Source organism: Streptomyces sp. MnatMP-M17, assembly GCF_900091995.1.
Taxonomy (GTDB): Bacteria; Actinomycetota; Actinomycetes; order Streptomycetales; family Streptomycetaceae; genus Streptomyces.
In genome coordinates, this window is sequence record NZ_FMDK01000789.1 from 1 (window position 1) to 14,509 (window position 14,509).

Here is a 14,509-nt window from a genome sequence, read left to right on the forward strand (position 1 = left end):
CCCCCTCCCGCCGCCGCAAGCGCCTCTCGGCGGGCATGACCTCGGCGGCGGGCGCGCTGTTCCTCGGTTTCGCCGTCAAGCTCTCCCTGAGCAGCGCCTGAGCCGAGGCAGCGCCTGAGCCGAACGACCCGCGCGGGAGAAGCCCTAGTCGGTGCAGGTGACCCTGGTCCACTCGACATACGACTCGGCCGGATCGCTCGCCGTCCCGGAGCTCCAGTGCCGCACGGTCGGCGTGGAGGCGAGGTCCTGGATCGTCCATGAGGCGCCGGTGTCCGTGCCGTTGCGGTAGAGCCTGGCTTCGCCGCCGCTGCCCGTGACGACCTTCCACGAGGCGAGCGCGCCCGCGGTGGTGCTGGCGTAGACCCGGGACCACTGGGTCTCGCCCTTCCGTATCGAGTACACACCGTCGGACTGGAAGGTCAGCATGAGACGGCGGGCTCCCGTGTCGACGCGTACGGCCATGGAAGTGCCCACACCGTTACCGGTGTTCAGCACGCTCGGATCGGTGACCTGCCCGCGGAAGTCGAGCGTGGGATCGCACATCCGCGCGGTGTCCCGGCGCGCCTCGCTCACTCCGCCGCCCGCGTTCCGCAGCCGCAGCCGGTTGTCCGTGGTGACCGCGACCGTGCCGCCGTTGGGTGTGGCGGTCCAGCCGGACAGATCGTTCCAGGTGGTGCTGGTGATGTCGCGGGACAGACCGAAGCTGTCCGCCTGGGCCGCGGCCGGATCGGCGGCCGTGCCGGACGACCACACCTGCGTACGCGGCGGTGCGGTGCTGTCCTGGACGGTCCAGAAGGCGCCGGTCTCCAGCGAGTCCTTGTAGAGCGTGGCCCGGCCGGCCGTGTCGACGACCGCCTTCCAGGTGTGCCATTCGCTGTCGTTCGCGCCGGTCAGGATCTTTGTCCAGGTGCCGGCGGCGTTCGGCGCGTAGACACCGTCGGACTGGATGCTCAGCGCGAACTGCCTGGCGCCGGTGTTCACCCGTACCGCCAGGCTCGCGCCGGCTCCCGTGGCCGGATCGAGAGCCGAGTAGTCGGTCACCTTGCCGCGTACGGTCATGATGAAGCCGGCGGGCGGGCCGTACGCGCGGCTGACGGAGGCCGCGCCGGAACCGGTGCTGCGCAGGGCGAGTTCACCGGGCGGTGCGATCGAGACGGCGCCGCCGGGATCGGTCGTCCAGCCGCCGAGGGAGTCGAACTCGCTGGTCACATTGGTGAACGCGTCGGAGACATCCAGCTTGCTGAACTTGATCCCGCTGGTGTCGTGCTCCCAGGCGACGAAGTACTTGCCGGGCGCGTACTCGTCCGCCATCGCATAGGTGTCCCAGCCCGCGCCGGTGCCGGTGGTGACGGCGGGCCCGTCCGCGAGGAACTGTCCCGCGCCCCATCGCTCACCGGGCCGCTTGACCTTGTAGTACAGGACCGAGCGGGACAGCGCGGGCGTCGGGCCGGTCCAGGCCTGGCCCGCGGTGTTGTAGATCGCCAGGTACTGCCCGTTGCCGTCCTTGGCCAGGAAGCCCTTGGTGTTGTAGTTGGGGATGTCGGTGTCGAGCCGGAAGTCCGACCAGGTCAGCCCGCCGTCGGTGCTGGTGGAGGTGACCGCGTAGGCAGGGCCGTCGATGTACGCCTCCGCCGGGTACGACCTGGCGCGCGCCGCCATCAGCAGTGTGCCCGGATCGTTCTGGTCCACCACGATCTGCGGCTCGCCGCCCTTGTAACCGGACGGGTCCGGGACATATCCGCCGAGCGTCCAGTGCACCAGGTCGGTGGAGCGCAGCACACCGCTGCTGTTGCCCGACCAGATGGGCATGATGTGCGTGGAGCCCAGGGTGAGCGGGCGGCCCGCGATGACGAGGTTGCTGATCGCGGGAGTCTCGATGGCGAAGTCCTGCCAGGTGTGGCCGTTGTCGAGGCTCCGCTTGGCCGTCATGGTGACAGGCAGGCCGTTGGTGGACGACGCGGGTGCCCGGCCGAGATAGGCGTAGAGGGCGTCACCGGCCTTGTAGAGCGTGACGTAGTGCCAGGCGTACTCCGCGGTGGTGGCGGCGAGAGGCGTGGTGGGACGGACCCAGGTCGCTCCGCCGTCGGTGGTGTACGCGTACTTGATCACGCCCATGTCCACCTTCCCGGCGTCGAGCCCTTCCCGCCAGGCCACCACGGCCTCGTTGGCGTTCACGGCCACGACGTCGGGCGTACGGGAGCCGTCGCCCGCGGCCTGGGTGTTCGAGTAGACGGTCGTCTCGCCGGAGACTCCTTCGGCGGCGGCCGGAAAGGCGTTGACCATCAAGGCCGCCATCACAAAAGCGGCCAGTAGGGCGGCGATAGCGGTTCGATACGAAATTCCTGGATTTCCCGGATTTCTTCTGGTCCCGGTCATGGAATTACCTGGCCCCCCTGGTCGGTGTTTCCTGACCCGCTGCTGCGGCCCGGACCATCTTGAGCGGCGAGTGATCCGTCCACAAGAGGGGGATCAACGCGGTCGTACGGGTCCTACCTGCTCTTTCTCCGCCACGTTACGTGACGGCTCCGAACGTACGGTGATGATCGGCAGCTCGGACGGACAGGTCCCTGCCCGGTCCGAGAAGCGACGTTTCCCGGACGGATGTATTGAGTTCACCTTCGAGTCGTGTGCGTTTCCTAGCTTGTTGCCGACCCGCCATTCGTCAGCGGGGCAGCAAACGCTTGGAGAAGCATGACAATGGGCCGTAACCGATGGCCGAGGCCGCGTAACGGGGGGAGTCCGGCCGTTACGCCCGACAGTGGAGCACCACAGGCCCGGATCAATCCGGTCGAGCTGGAGGACTGCATCCAGGCCTGCGCCGTCCACAGCGGCAAGCTGGTGGCCAGCCTGGACCGCAAACGCATGGAGCTCGCGGAGAAGCTGCGCGGTCTGCTCGCCACCTACGCCCTGACGCAGTCCTCGGCCGCCCGCGCCTCGGCCACCTCCGGCGGCGGCGCCACCGCGTTGCTCCGGCGCAGCGCCAAGGCCGCCACCGGCAGCGGCGGCAGCAACCTCAGCAGCGAGCTGCTGGACGCCCTGCTGGCTGTCGGCAACAAGGCGCTGGAGTGCCGTTACGACGACGAGCTGAAGCTCGCCGCGCTCATCAGTGACACCGTGCTCACCGCCCGCAAGGGATCGCGGGCCGGCTGGCGGCTGCGCGCCAGAACGCTGGAGGCCCTGGGCGACGAGGCCGGGACCATCGAGGCGTACGACCGCTATCTCGCGCTCACCGACGACGACGGATTCGGCGTCGTGTCCAGGAACGCCGGCCTGCGCATCGGCCGGCAGCGCCAGGAGGAGCTGCTGCGGCTGCTGGAGAGCGAGTCCCCGAGGGCCGCGCTCCACGGCGGACCGGCCACCGACGTCTGGGCCGAGGGCCTCGCCCTGAACGACCTCGGCGACTGGGCCCAGGCCGAGCCGCGGCTGGTCGGCGCGCTCCTGACCATGGCCCGGGACACGGCGTATCCGGTGCAGGACCTCCAGGAGGCCATCGCGCACTATATCGATCTGCGGATCCGTGTGAACGCGGGCGACGCCTCCGAGCTGCGCGATCTCGTCGGCCTCTACGCCGAGCAGCGCAGAAACCGGCTGCGCGGCCCGGTCGCGGACCCGACCTTCGGCGATGTCGAGTGGCTCACCCTCGGTGAGTTCCGCAACCAGATCGCCGGCAAGTCGATCTGTCTGATCGCCAACTCCCAGCGCGTCGGCAACGGATCGATGGGCCGCGAGATCGACGCGTACGACCTCGTCGTGCGCTTCAACTCGTACAAGATCGACGCACCGGCCACCGGCAAGCGCACCGACATCCATGTCTCCATCCACAAGCACGGCTTCAACTGGGACCAGAAGGTCACCACGCGGCTGATCTTCGGCGGGATCTCGGGCGACTGGAAGTACTCCCTGCGCAACCGGCTGGTGCCCGGAGCGCAGCAGTATCTCGGCGACGAGTCCCTGCGCTGGCCGGTGCGCAACATCGGCAAGCTGGGCGCCGACGTCTGGAGCTCCATCCCGACCAGCGGTTTCAACATGCTCTGGCTGCTGGACTTCCTGGACGTCAGCCCGAAGCTCGATCTGATCGGCTTCGACTTCTACGAGAGCGGCGCCTACCGCCTCAAGGAGGCGATGAAGATGCCCATCACCTCCGTGCACGAGTACACCAGCGAGAAGGCGTGGGTCATGGAACGCGCCCAGAGCGTGACCGATGCGAGGATCTCCCTGCGATGACCGCCACCACCTTCTCCGCCGTCGGCCGTCCCTCCGCCGCCGCGTCCGCCAGCGCGCTGACGGGCAAGCGTCGCGTCGCGTTCGCGAGCTTCGTCGACGAGAACTATCTGCCGGGCTTCCTGGTGCTGCTGCGCAGCCTCGCCCTCTCCAATCCCGGAGTGTGCGAGGACTTCATCGTCCTGCACGACGATCTGCGGCCGTCCTCCATCGCCAAGATCCGCGCGCTGCACCCGCGTATCGAGCTGCGCCGTGTCGACGCGGCCCGTTACGACTCGTACGCCAAGGGCGACCAGGACAACTACCTGGTGCGCAAGGCGTACTTCATCCTCGATGTGTTCCGTATCCGGGACTACGACACCGTGATCACCCTGGACACCGACATGGTGGTGCTGGGCGATCTGGGCGAGCTGCTGAAGCTGCGCGACGGGCTCGCGGCCGTACCGCAGTTCTTCTACGGCCAGCACAAGCTCAACAGCGGTCTCCTGGTCATCCAGCGCGAGTATCTGAGCGACGAGTTCTGCGCGCGGATCGACGCCGTGGGCCGCAGCGGCGACTACGAGCTGGACAAGCACGACCAGGGCATCCTCAATGCCGTCCTGGACGGTGACTTCGTCCAGCTCGACAGCCGCTACAACTTCGTCAAGCGGCGGCTCTCCGGCGATCTGGCCGTACCGGACGAGACCGCGATCCTGCACTTCACCGGGCGGCACAAGCCCTGGCAGGGCGGCGAGCACGGCTACGGCAAGGCCGAGGACCGCTGGCGCGAGTTCGAGCTCTCCGACGCCGAGTTCCACGCCGCGTACATGGCGGGATCCGGGGCCACCCACCACGATCTGCTGGTGCACTACGGCACTCCGCATGTCGCCCGTACCGGCGATGTGGAGAGCGCGCGCCGGGTGGCGCTGGCGCACATCGGAGCGGGCGAGTTCCAGGAAGCCGTGGACATCCTCGGCTCCGTGCATATCCCGGTGGACTCCGCCTGGCCGCACGAGGTGTACGGGAACGCGCTGATGAGCGTGTCGCGTTACGAGGAGGCGGAGGCCCAGCTCCTGCTGGCCACCTCGGCTCCCAACCGGGCCGCGACCTCCTACTCCCGGCTGGCCCAGATCGCGTGGATCCACGGCGACGACGAGACGGCGCGCAGCTACGCGCTGGACGGGCTCTCCGTCGATCCCACGCACCGTGCCAACCGGCTGATGCGGCTCCGTACGCAGGATGTGCCGGGACCGCGCGAGGGCGCGCCCGAGGACCAGCTCGCCCATGTCGCCTTCTACATGCCTCAGCAGGGCAACGCGGGCGACAAGCTGCTGCCGGAGTCCGTACGGCTGACCTTCGACGCCGAGACCGGGCCGCGCCGCTGGCACTCGATCCACGCCCACCGCTACTTCGACGAGGCGGCGCTGGAGCGCGTCAACTCCCGGCGCGGACTGGTCATCGGCGGCGGCGGGCTGTTCATCCCGGACACCGCGCCCAACGGGAACAGCGCCTGGCAGTGGAACGTCCCGGACGACCACCTCAGGGGGATCGACGTACCGATCGTGGTGTACGCGGTCGGCTTCAACGCCTTCGACGGCCAGTCGTACCGCGCCGAGCGCTTCAACGCCAGTCTGCGTCTGCTGGTCGAACAGGCGGCCTTCTTCGGGCTCCGCAACCACGGCTCGATCGAGAAGGTCCGCGCGCTGCTGCCGGCCGAGCTCCAGGACAAGGTGCGCTTCCAGCCCTGCCCGACCACGGTCACCCGGCAGCTTGTCGACGGCTGGACCGATCCCGCGTTCCGCGAGAACACGGTCATGATCAATGCCGCGTACGACCGGGCCGGGCTGCGCTTCGGCCATGACTATGCGCACTTCCTCGCGGAGATGGCCAAGGCGGTGCGCGCGCTGGGCGAGCATGCCGAGGTGAAGTGTGTGGCGCACTCGCTGGACGACGAGAAGATCGCCTTCGATCTCCGTCGTGAGCACGGCATCTCGATGCCGGTCATCCCGATGTACGACTTCGAGAACGACGAGATCCGGGACACCTACGCCCGGACGAAGCTGGTCATCGGTATGCGCGGACACGCGGGAATGATCCCGTTCGGCTGTGGTACGCCGATCATCAGCCTGATCTCGCACCCGAAGATGGCGTACTTCCTGTCCGACATCGAGCGCCCGGAGTGGGGCGTCTCCGTCCATGACAAGAACCTCGGCGCGGTGCTCACCGAGCGCGCGGTGGGACTGCTGGACGATCACGCCGCGTCCGTCGCCGATGTGCACGGCCGGCAGCAGGAGCTGTGGAAGATCACCCAGGCGAACGCCGCGGACCTGCGGACGATCCTGGGGACTCCGGTCCGCTAGTCCCTGTCCTCGAACGCTGGACGAGAAACGCCGGACGGGCTGGAATCCAGCCCGTCCGGCGTGCGGCAGTTGAGGACCAAACCGGCTCCGGGGCCCAGGTCCCGGAGCCGGTTTGGTCCTAGCCCGCGCCCTTGAGCACCGCTCGGCGCAGCCTCCGGGCCCGGCGCACCATCCGCTGGGCGGTCGGGTTGCGCGGCAGCCGGTTGAGCTGCTCCGGGATACCGCCGGGCAGCCCGAGCGAGGTGAGCCGGCGCCGCTTGAAGTACCGCCACGTCCGGTCGTTCAGCCGCTCCGAGAGATAGCTCTCGGCCGTGGGCCGCAGCTCCGGATACATCCGGTGCTGCATCGCGTAGCCGACGGTCGCGACCAGATCCGCGAGCTGTGTCTCCGGCTCGTGCTTCTCCTCGCTGTCCAGCGGCGGCAGCAGCGCGTCCACGATCGTCAGTGGTACGCGGTTGCTGTTCTGGTACGGAGTGAGCCGCTCCAGCAGCAGTTCCGTGCCCGTGCGCGCCACCGGGATGCCGTAGAAGGCGGAGGCGGTGAGCAGCGCCGTGGAGAAGCATCCGACGACCAGCGCCGGCTTCAGCCGCCGGTACAGCACCTCGGCGAGCACAGGCGAGTCCAGGATGGTCAGTTCGGCGCCGAGCTTCTCCGCCTCCCGCTCAAGCCGCTGCGACCAGACCGCGGGCGCGGTGGGATGCGGCTTGAACACCACCTCGGTGTGGCCGAGCGCGACCGCTCCGCGCACCATCCGGATATGCAGCTCCTCCTCCTCGCGCTCGCTGATGATGCCGAGCGCGGAGAGGTACTGGCCGAGGAGCAGCGCGGGCGGCGCCGACGGCGACCGGATCCCGGTCACGGCGTCGGAGAGCTGGTCCAGGACCCGGATGAACGCGTCCGTCGGCACCAGCTCGGGCCCGACACCGAACTCCGTGAGGAGCAGCGGCTTGAGTCCCGGTACGAGGTCGAGATGGAGCAGCCGGCGCACACGCTCGCCGACCAGCGGATCGATCTTGTTACGGGTGGGCCCGTAGCTCATCAGCCCGTCCGCGTACACCTCAAGGCTCGCGTCGGTGAGGATCTGCGCGACCGCCAGGGCCGGATTGACCTGGATCGACTCCACGATCAGCTCGACGCGGTCGTCGCCCAGACTCCAGGCGAGCCGCAGATGGCGCTCCCACATCGGGATGTCCTCGGGCCGAGGCTCCCAGACTCCGGGATGCGAGGGCGCGATGGTCTCGTTCCACGACACGAGATCGTCGAACCGGTCACGGAGCTGCTCGAATCCCGGCATCTCGTTCACCGAGGGCGTCAGCTCGGGCGTACCGGCGTTGTTGCTGACGAGCAGCACCCGCCGGGCGGCCGGCCGGAAGAGACCGGCGTCGATCGCGGCGGCGAGAGTGGCGGCTCCGTAGAGCGTGGAGGCGCAGAAGATCTGCGTCGTCCTGCGGTCGGACCGGTCCATCAGGCCGCCGCCTTTCCGGACGAGGAGACCATCCGCCGGCGCAGCCGGCGCAACTGGGCCGAGCGGTCCAGATCCATCGAGTCGAGTGCTTCTTTCAGGAGGTCCTGCGGCAGTCGCTTCAGGGCGGCGGCGCTCATCGTACGCAGCTGGCGCGCCACGGCCGGCTCGAACCGGTCCTTCGCCGCGAGATGGTGGGCGATGATCGCGCAGTACGTGCGGACGGCCTTGGGCAGAAAGCGGTCGGCCTCCGCGTCCTTCGCGGTCTCCTCGACGACCTGGTCGAAGGCCCGGATGAAGTCGAGCTGCCGCACATCGCCGATCTGGGTGAGGGACGAGGCGACTCCGCGCCGGTAGAAGACACCGAGCAGTCCGACGACGGCGAAGGACTCCGCCTCGCGGTGCAGCCGCCAGATCCACGGCCGGTCCTCGGCGGTCCGCAGCCCGTCCGTGAAGTGCACCACACCGCGGTCGACCAGACGCCGGTGGTAGGCGCCGGCCCAGGCGTACGCGTAGTCGACGGAGTTCGTGCGGTTCACCGGCAGGATCGCGTCGCGCGGCTTCAGCACCTCGTCGCGGCGGCCGACCGGGACGCGGTGGATCGTCCGCTCCCTGGCCGTGAACTGGACGTGGTCGGTCCGGACGAAGTCGACGCCCAGCCCTTCGATGGCGGCCACGAGCCGCTCGAAGTGGCCGGGCGCCGCCCAGTCGTCGCCGTCGAGGAACGTCACGTACTCACCGCGCGAAGCGTCGAGTCCGGTATTGCGTGCCGTAGCCAGTCCGCCGTTCTGTTCATGTCTGAGCAGGACCGCGCCTGGCAGATCGCGGGCGGCCTGTTCGAGAATCTCGGGGGTTCCGTCGGTCGAACAGTCGTCGACCAGCAGGAACTCGAAGTCGTCGCGGCTGTTCGCGCGAAGGCTTCTCAGGGTTTCGAGGGCGTATGTCTGCACGTTGTAGAACGGCACGACGACGGAGAGCTTGACCACGACCGGAGACGCTAGGCGGCACAAGACCATTCGTTCTGACATCTGGGCGTATGGAAGGTGAACGAAGGATGGCGGAACCGTGAAGCACGGCTCTCCTGGGCCGACTTCGCCATCCGTAGATGTGTTGTTAACCCTTTATTGCCATTGAGTTCGGCCGACAAACGGAAACTCTTTCTAACGTCCTCGTCGTGCCATCACGTACCAATGAAGCGGTCCGGGTCGCAGTGCTCGCCGACTCCGACACCCGGTGGAAGTGGGGTGCGCTGACCGCGCGCCGCATTGCCCCGGAAGGCCGCTCCACCGAGCTGAGCGGCTATCTGCTGCGCGGCAGAGCCACGCCCACCGCCCGCCAGCTCGCCGAGGTCGGCGCGGAGGCGGACGCGCTGCGTGAGGTGACCGGCACCGCGTTCCTCCAGACGCTGCGCGAGAAGGAGTACGACCTCGTCGTGCTCGCCCTGGTCGGCGGCGCCGTACAGGCCATGCTCCACGGGATATCCGCACTGAAGCTCGCGGACCGGCCGGTGATCGTCACCGGCTATGTGGGCGTTGTCTACGAGAAGCTCTCGGACGGTCTGCTGCTGCGGCACGGCGCGGATGTCGTCCTCGCGAACTCCCGCTTCGACGGCCAGCGCTTCCGCGCCGTCTACGAAGGCGTGGGCGCCGACGCCTCCTCGGTCACCGAGGCCGCGCTGCCCTTCCTCGGCGGTGAGCGCTATGTCCCCGAGGAGGGCCGTGACACGGTCGTCTTCGCCGCGCAGCCGTCCGTACCGGCGAACCGCGCCGACCGCGCCTATCTGCTGAAGCGCCTGGTCGAGCACGCCAGGCTGCATCCGCGCCGCGAGGTCCTGCTGAAGCTGCGCAGCAAGATCGGCGAACACACCACGCATGTGGAGGAGTTCCCGTACCAGCGGCTCGCCGAGAAGGTGCCGGGCGGTCTGCCGCCCAACTTCAAGCTGGTCTACGGGAACATGGGCGAGCTCCTCGACCGGACCGATCTGCTGGTCACCGTCTCCTCGACCGCGGCCCTGGAAGCCCTCCACCGGCGCATTCCCACCGCGATCCTCACCGATCTCGGCGTGCGCGAGCCGCTCGGCAACCACCACTTCATCGGCTCCGGCTGTCTGGCCTCCTGGGACCAGCTCGACGGCGGCGGACGCCCGCGCGCCGACGCCGTCTGGGCGGACCGCCAGGGCGTCGCGGCCGACGGCTCGTACTCCTCGGCGTTCGACACGGCGCGCAAGCAGGTCGCGAAGCTGCTCGACGGGCCCGTGCTGCCGCCGCTGAACCCGTACTACACGGCCACCACCGCGCCCGGCTATCTACCGGGCCTCCTCGCCCGCTACCACCTCGCGGCGGACGGCACACCGCTGCCGTCGGCGGCCAAGGCGGCGGCGGGCGGCAACGGCGGAGTCCGCCGGGTCGTGCGCGAGGCGGTACGGGGAGCGGCGCGCGGCGCGTACCGGCACGGCGTACAGCGCGTGGCTCCCGTCATCCGGCGTATGGGCGACCTGTGACGCGCCGCGACACCTCGTACAGCCCGTACACAGCGCCACCGGCACGAGCACAGGCAGCAGCACCAGCACAGCCGGCACCCGCACAGGCAGAAGAACAGCACCGAGCCGCAGCAGAGCAAGAAGCACGAGCCGCACAGCAACCCGCCGCGGAGGCAGCACCCGCGGACCAAGGAGTACAGATGACCGTCCTCGCGGTAATTCCCGCACGCGGCGGATCCAAGGGCGTACCCGCGAAGAACCTCGCACCCGTCGGCGGTGTCCCGCTCGTCGTACGCGCCGTGCGCGCCAGCCTCGCCGCCCGGCGCGTCACCGATGTCGTCGTCTCGACCGACGACGCGGCCATAGCCGAGGCGGCACGGTCCGCCGGTGCCGAGGTCGTCCTGCGCCCCGCGGCGATCGCGGGCGACACCGCGACCAGCGAGGCCGCCGTCCTGCACGCGATGGACGCGTACGAGGCGATGCGCGGCGTGGCCGCCGATGTCGTACTGCTCGTGCAGTGCACCAGCCCGTTCATCACGGCCGAGGACCTCGACGGCGTCGCGGGCGCCGTCACCGAGGACGGCGCCGACAGCGCGCTGACCGTCGCGCCCACGCACGGCTTCATCTGGCGCCAGGACAGCGCGGGCAGCGCCGACGCCGGAGCCTCGGGCGGCTACGGCGTCAACCACGACAAGTCGAACCGGCCGCGCCGCCAGGACCGTCCCCAGGAGTATCTGGAGACCGGCGCCGCCTATGCGATGCGCGCCGACGGCTTCCGCGCCGCCAACCACCGCTTCTTCGGCCGTACCGCGCTCGTCAAGACCGACGCGGCCCGGGTGCTGGAGATCGACGATCCGCACGACCTGGCCCGCGCCCGCGCCCTCGCGCCGCTGCTCGACCCGGCCGTCCTGCCCACGTACGACGATGTCGACGCCGTGGTCCTGGACTTCGACGGGACGCAGACCGACGACAAAGTGATGATCGACTCCGACGGCCGCGAGACGGTCACCGTCCACCGCGGCGACGGACTCGGGATCGCCGCGCTGCGCCGCTCCGGCCTGGAACTGCTCATCCTCTCCACCGAGCAGAACCCGGTCGTCGCCGCGCGCGCCCGCAAGCTTCAGGTGCCGGTGCTCCATGGCATCGACCGCAAGGACCTCGCACTCAAGCAGTGGTGCGACGAGCACGGGATCACGCCCGAGCGCGTGCTGTACGTCGGCAACGACGTCAACGATCTCCCGTGCTTCGGCCTCGTCGGCTGGCCGGTGGCCGTCGCGAGCGCCCATGACGCCGTACGCGCCGCCGCGCGTGCCGTCACCACGACCCCCGGCGGCGAAGGGGCGATCCGCGAGATCGCCGCCTGGCTCCTCGGTCCGGGTCTCCAGACCCCCCACACGAACACCCTCAACAAGTAAGGACCCACCCATGAGCACCGACGCCACCTCCCGCCTGCGGACTTTCGGCACGCGGACCGCCGGCCCCGGCCAGCCCGTCTATGTCACGGGTGAGATCGGCATCAACCACAACGGCGAGCTGGACAACGCCATCGCCCTGATCGATGTGGCCGCCGAGGCGGGCTGTGACGCGGTCAAGTTCCAGAAGCGCACCCCGGAGATCTGCACGCCGCGCGACCAGTGGGACATCGAGCGCGACACTCCCTGGGGCCGGATGACGTACATCGACTACCGTCACCGCGTCGAGTTCGGCGAGGACGAGTACCGCGCCATCGACGAGCACTGCAAGGAGCGCGGGATCGACTGGTTCGCCTCCCCGTGGGACACCGAGGCCGTCGCCTTCCTGGAGAAGTTCGACCTGCCGGCCCACAAGGTGGCCTCCGCGTCCCTGACCGACGACGAGCTGCTGCGCGCCCTGCGCGCCACCGGCCGTACGGTCATCCTCTCCACCGGCATGTCGACGCCGAAGCAGATCCGGCACGCGGTCGAGGTCCTGGGCAGCGACAACATCCTGCTCTGCCACGCCACGTCGACGTACCCGGCCAAGGCCGAGGAGCTCAACCTGCGCGTGATCAACACGCTCCAGGCGGAGTACCCGAACGTGCCGATCGGCTACAGCGGCCACGAGACCGGTCTCCAGACCACGCTCGCCGCCGTCGCCCTCGGTGCCGCCTTCGTCGAGCGCCACATCACGCTCGACCGCGCCATGTGGGGCTCGGACCAGGCCGCCTCGGTCGAGCCGCAGGGCCTCCAGCGTCTCGTCCGTGACATCCGCACCATCGAGGCCTCCCTCGGTGACGGTGTCAAGAAGGTCTACGAGTCGGAGCTCGGCCCGATGAAGAAGCTCCGCCGTGTCGCGGGCGTCGTCGCCGAGTCTGCCGCCGCCGAGTCCTCGGCGGTCTGACGGCCATGACCGGTCCCAGCGGGGGCCGTCCCCCGCACCCTCGTGTGATCGCTTTTGTGGAGAGCCCGGTCCAGCTGCTCAATGTGCTGGAGTGGGCGCGCGCGAGTGCGACCGGTGACGCGGCTGACGCGCTCACCGTCGTCGTGCTCTCGCCCACCGATCCCATGTCACGCGGCCAGCTCCGGCGGATGGCGGAGCTGGCCCGCGACGAGGGCTTCACCGTGCGCTGGCAGGACGCGCGCGGTGGTGCGGGGGCGCCCCTGCGGACCATACGGGAGCTGGCACCGCTGCTGCGGAAGGCCGGCAGGATCGTGATAGGCGATCCGTTCTCCCGTTATGTACAGCTCCTGCTGACGCTGGTCGGCACCAAGGAGCTGACGGTCGTGGACGACGGCACCGCGACCGTGGAGTTCATAGGCCAGATCGCCCGCGGCGAGCGGCTGGTGCGCTGGCACCGGCGCGGTGGCTCCCGCGGGCCGCGGGAACTGGTGCTCGCACCGGTCACCGCCGCCGCGCGGCGCCGGCTGACTCCGTCCGGCGAGCGTCCGGTCGAGGTCTTCACCTCGATGCCCGTCGAGGACGTACCGGACGGGATCACCGTGACCGCCAACCGCTTCGAGTGGACGAGGGCCACCTTCGGCCCGCCCAGGGTCCACGAGGGCGCGGACATGGTCGGCACCTCGCTCGTGGAGACGGGCGTGGTCGACGCGGACCGGTATCTGGAGGCGGTCGCCGCGCTGGCCCGTACCCACAAGGCCACGCGCTACTTCGCCCACCGCCGCGAGAGCGCGGACAAGCTCCACCGCCTCCACACGGCCACCGGCCTGGAGATCGTCCGCCCTGACCTCCCGCTGGAACTGATCGCCCGCCGCGGCCCGATCGGCAGCACGATCCTGAGCTTCCCGTCCACGGTCGTCCACACGCTCCCGCTGGCCCTGGCGGGTACGGGCGTACGCGTGGCGGTGTGCGACATCGCCCCGGAGTGGCTGAAGTCGTCGGCGTCCCCGAGGGCGCAGGGCTTCCTGTCGGGAGTGACGACGACGGCGCGGGATGTGCACAGGCTGCCGAAGACGGCGTCGCCGGCGTAGCTCGGAGGCTTTACGTACGAGGCGGTCAGGCGGCGAGGCGTTGTGATCCGCCTCACAGGCTGTCACAGCGGCCGGTGACGCGGTGTCTTGAGGTCGAACCCCTGGAAACGGAGAAGACCTCATGGCTGAGAACACTGGGAACGCTGGGAACACCGATGTGGTCGTGATCGGCGGCGGATACGCCGGCGTCATGGCGGCCAACCGGCTGACGCGGCGCGACGATGTGACCGTGACTCTGATCAACCCGCGCCGGACCTTCGTCCACCGGATCCGCCTGCACCAACTGGTCGGCGGGTCCGACGACGCGGTCGTCGACTACCGGGAGGTCCTGGGCGAGCGCGTCCGGCTGGTGGCCGACACCGTGACACGGATCGACGCGGCCGGGCGCGGTGTGACACTGGCGTCGGGCGGCACGGTCGGCTACGACTATCTGATCTACGCGGTGGGCAGCGGCAGCGCCGACCCCCGGGTGCCCGGAGCGGCCGAGTTCGCCTACCCGATCGCCGGCCTGGAAGAGGCGCACCGGCTGCGGCCGGCCGTCGACGCCGCGCCCGCCACGGCC

Annotated in this window: 10 protein-coding genes; 7 read left to right on the plus strand and 3 right to left on the minus strand. The window is 69.6% G+C overall.

The genetic code is table 11. From position 1 onward, the window contains the following. Window positions 1-144: 144 nt before the first annotated feature. The gene (locus tag GA0115259_RS30625) at window positions 145-2,295 is read right to left on the minus strand and encodes a sialidase family protein (RefSeq protein WP_161230507.1); all 2,151 of its coding nucleotides are present in this window, start codon (window positions 2,293-2,295) and stop codon (window positions 145-147) included. Between the two features lie 402 nt (window positions 2,296-2,697). On the opposite strand from GA0115259_RS30625, the gene GA0115259_RS30630 reads away from it, so the two are divergent. Then, window positions 2,698-4,224 (plus strand): glycosyltransferase family 29 protein, encoded by a 1,527-nt coding sequence (locus GA0115259_RS30630; protein ID WP_256098216.1) that lies wholly within the window; start codon window positions 2,698-2,700, stop codon window positions 4,222-4,224. Beyond that, window positions 4,221-6,560 carry a glycosyltransferase gene (locus tag GA0115259_RS30635; RefSeq protein ID WP_093603029.1) on the plus strand — a complete coding sequence of 780 codons (2,340 nt, stop codon included), beginning with the start codon at window positions 4,221-4,223 and terminating at the stop codon, window positions 6,558-6,560. The genes GA0115259_RS30630 and GA0115259_RS30635 overlap by 4 nt, the downstream gene beginning before the upstream one ends. Before the next feature lie 118 nt (window positions 6,561-6,678). On the opposite strand, the gene GA0115259_RS30640 is transcribed toward GA0115259_RS30635, so the two are convergent. Both GA0115259_RS30640 and GA0115259_RS30645 read right to left on the minus strand, forming a co-directional pair. Continuing rightward, window positions 6,679-8,025 carry a polysialyltransferase family glycosyltransferase gene (locus tag GA0115259_RS30640; RefSeq protein WP_093603031.1) on the minus strand — a complete coding sequence of 449 codons (1,347 nt, stop codon included), beginning with the start codon at window positions 8,023-8,025 and terminating at the stop codon, window positions 6,679-6,681. Then, window positions 8,025-9,008, minus strand: coding sequence for a glycosyltransferase family 2 protein (locus tag GA0115259_RS30645; protein WP_093603033.1), 984 nt, complete (start codon window positions 9,006-9,008; stop codon window positions 8,025-8,027). The genes GA0115259_RS30640 and GA0115259_RS30645 overlap by 1 nt, the downstream gene beginning before the upstream one ends. 188 nt (window positions 9,009-9,196) lie before the next feature. On the opposite strand from GA0115259_RS30645, the gene GA0115259_RS30650 reads away from it, so the two are divergent. From GA0115259_RS30650 to GA0115259_RS30670, 5 genes are all read left to right on the plus strand, one after another. Continuing rightward, complete coding sequence (locus tag GA0115259_RS30650) at window positions 9,197-10,522, plus strand: DUF6716 putative glycosyltransferase (protein WP_093603035.1); 1,326 nt, start codon at window positions 9,197-9,199, stop codon at window positions 10,520-10,522. Window positions 10,523-10,701: 179 nt separating this feature from the next. Continuing rightward, on the plus strand, window positions 10,702-11,916 hold the full coding sequence (locus GA0115259_RS30655; protein ID WP_093603037.1) for an acylneuraminate cytidylyltransferase: 1,215 nt from the start codon (window positions 10,702-10,704) through the stop codon (window positions 11,914-11,916). A 10-nt stretch (window positions 11,917-11,926) separates the two neighbouring features. Continuing rightward, the gene (locus GA0115259_RS30660) at window positions 11,927-12,859 is read left to right on the plus strand and encodes an N-acetylneuraminate synthase family protein (protein ID WP_093603039.1); all 933 of its coding nucleotides are present in this window, start codon (window positions 11,927-11,929) and stop codon (window positions 12,857-12,859) included. A gap of 5 nt (window positions 12,860-12,864) precedes the next feature. Continuing rightward, the gene (locus GA0115259_RS30665) at window positions 12,865-13,947 is read left to right on the plus strand and encodes a P-loop NTPase family protein (protein WP_093603041.1); all 1,083 of its coding nucleotides are present in this window, start codon (window positions 12,865-12,867) and stop codon (window positions 13,945-13,947) included. A gap of 121 nt (window positions 13,948-14,068) precedes the next feature. Beyond that, window positions 14,069-14,509: FAD-dependent oxidoreductase (locus tag GA0115259_RS30670; protein ID WP_161230508.1), on the plus strand; the 441-nt coding region annotated here is incomplete at its 3' end.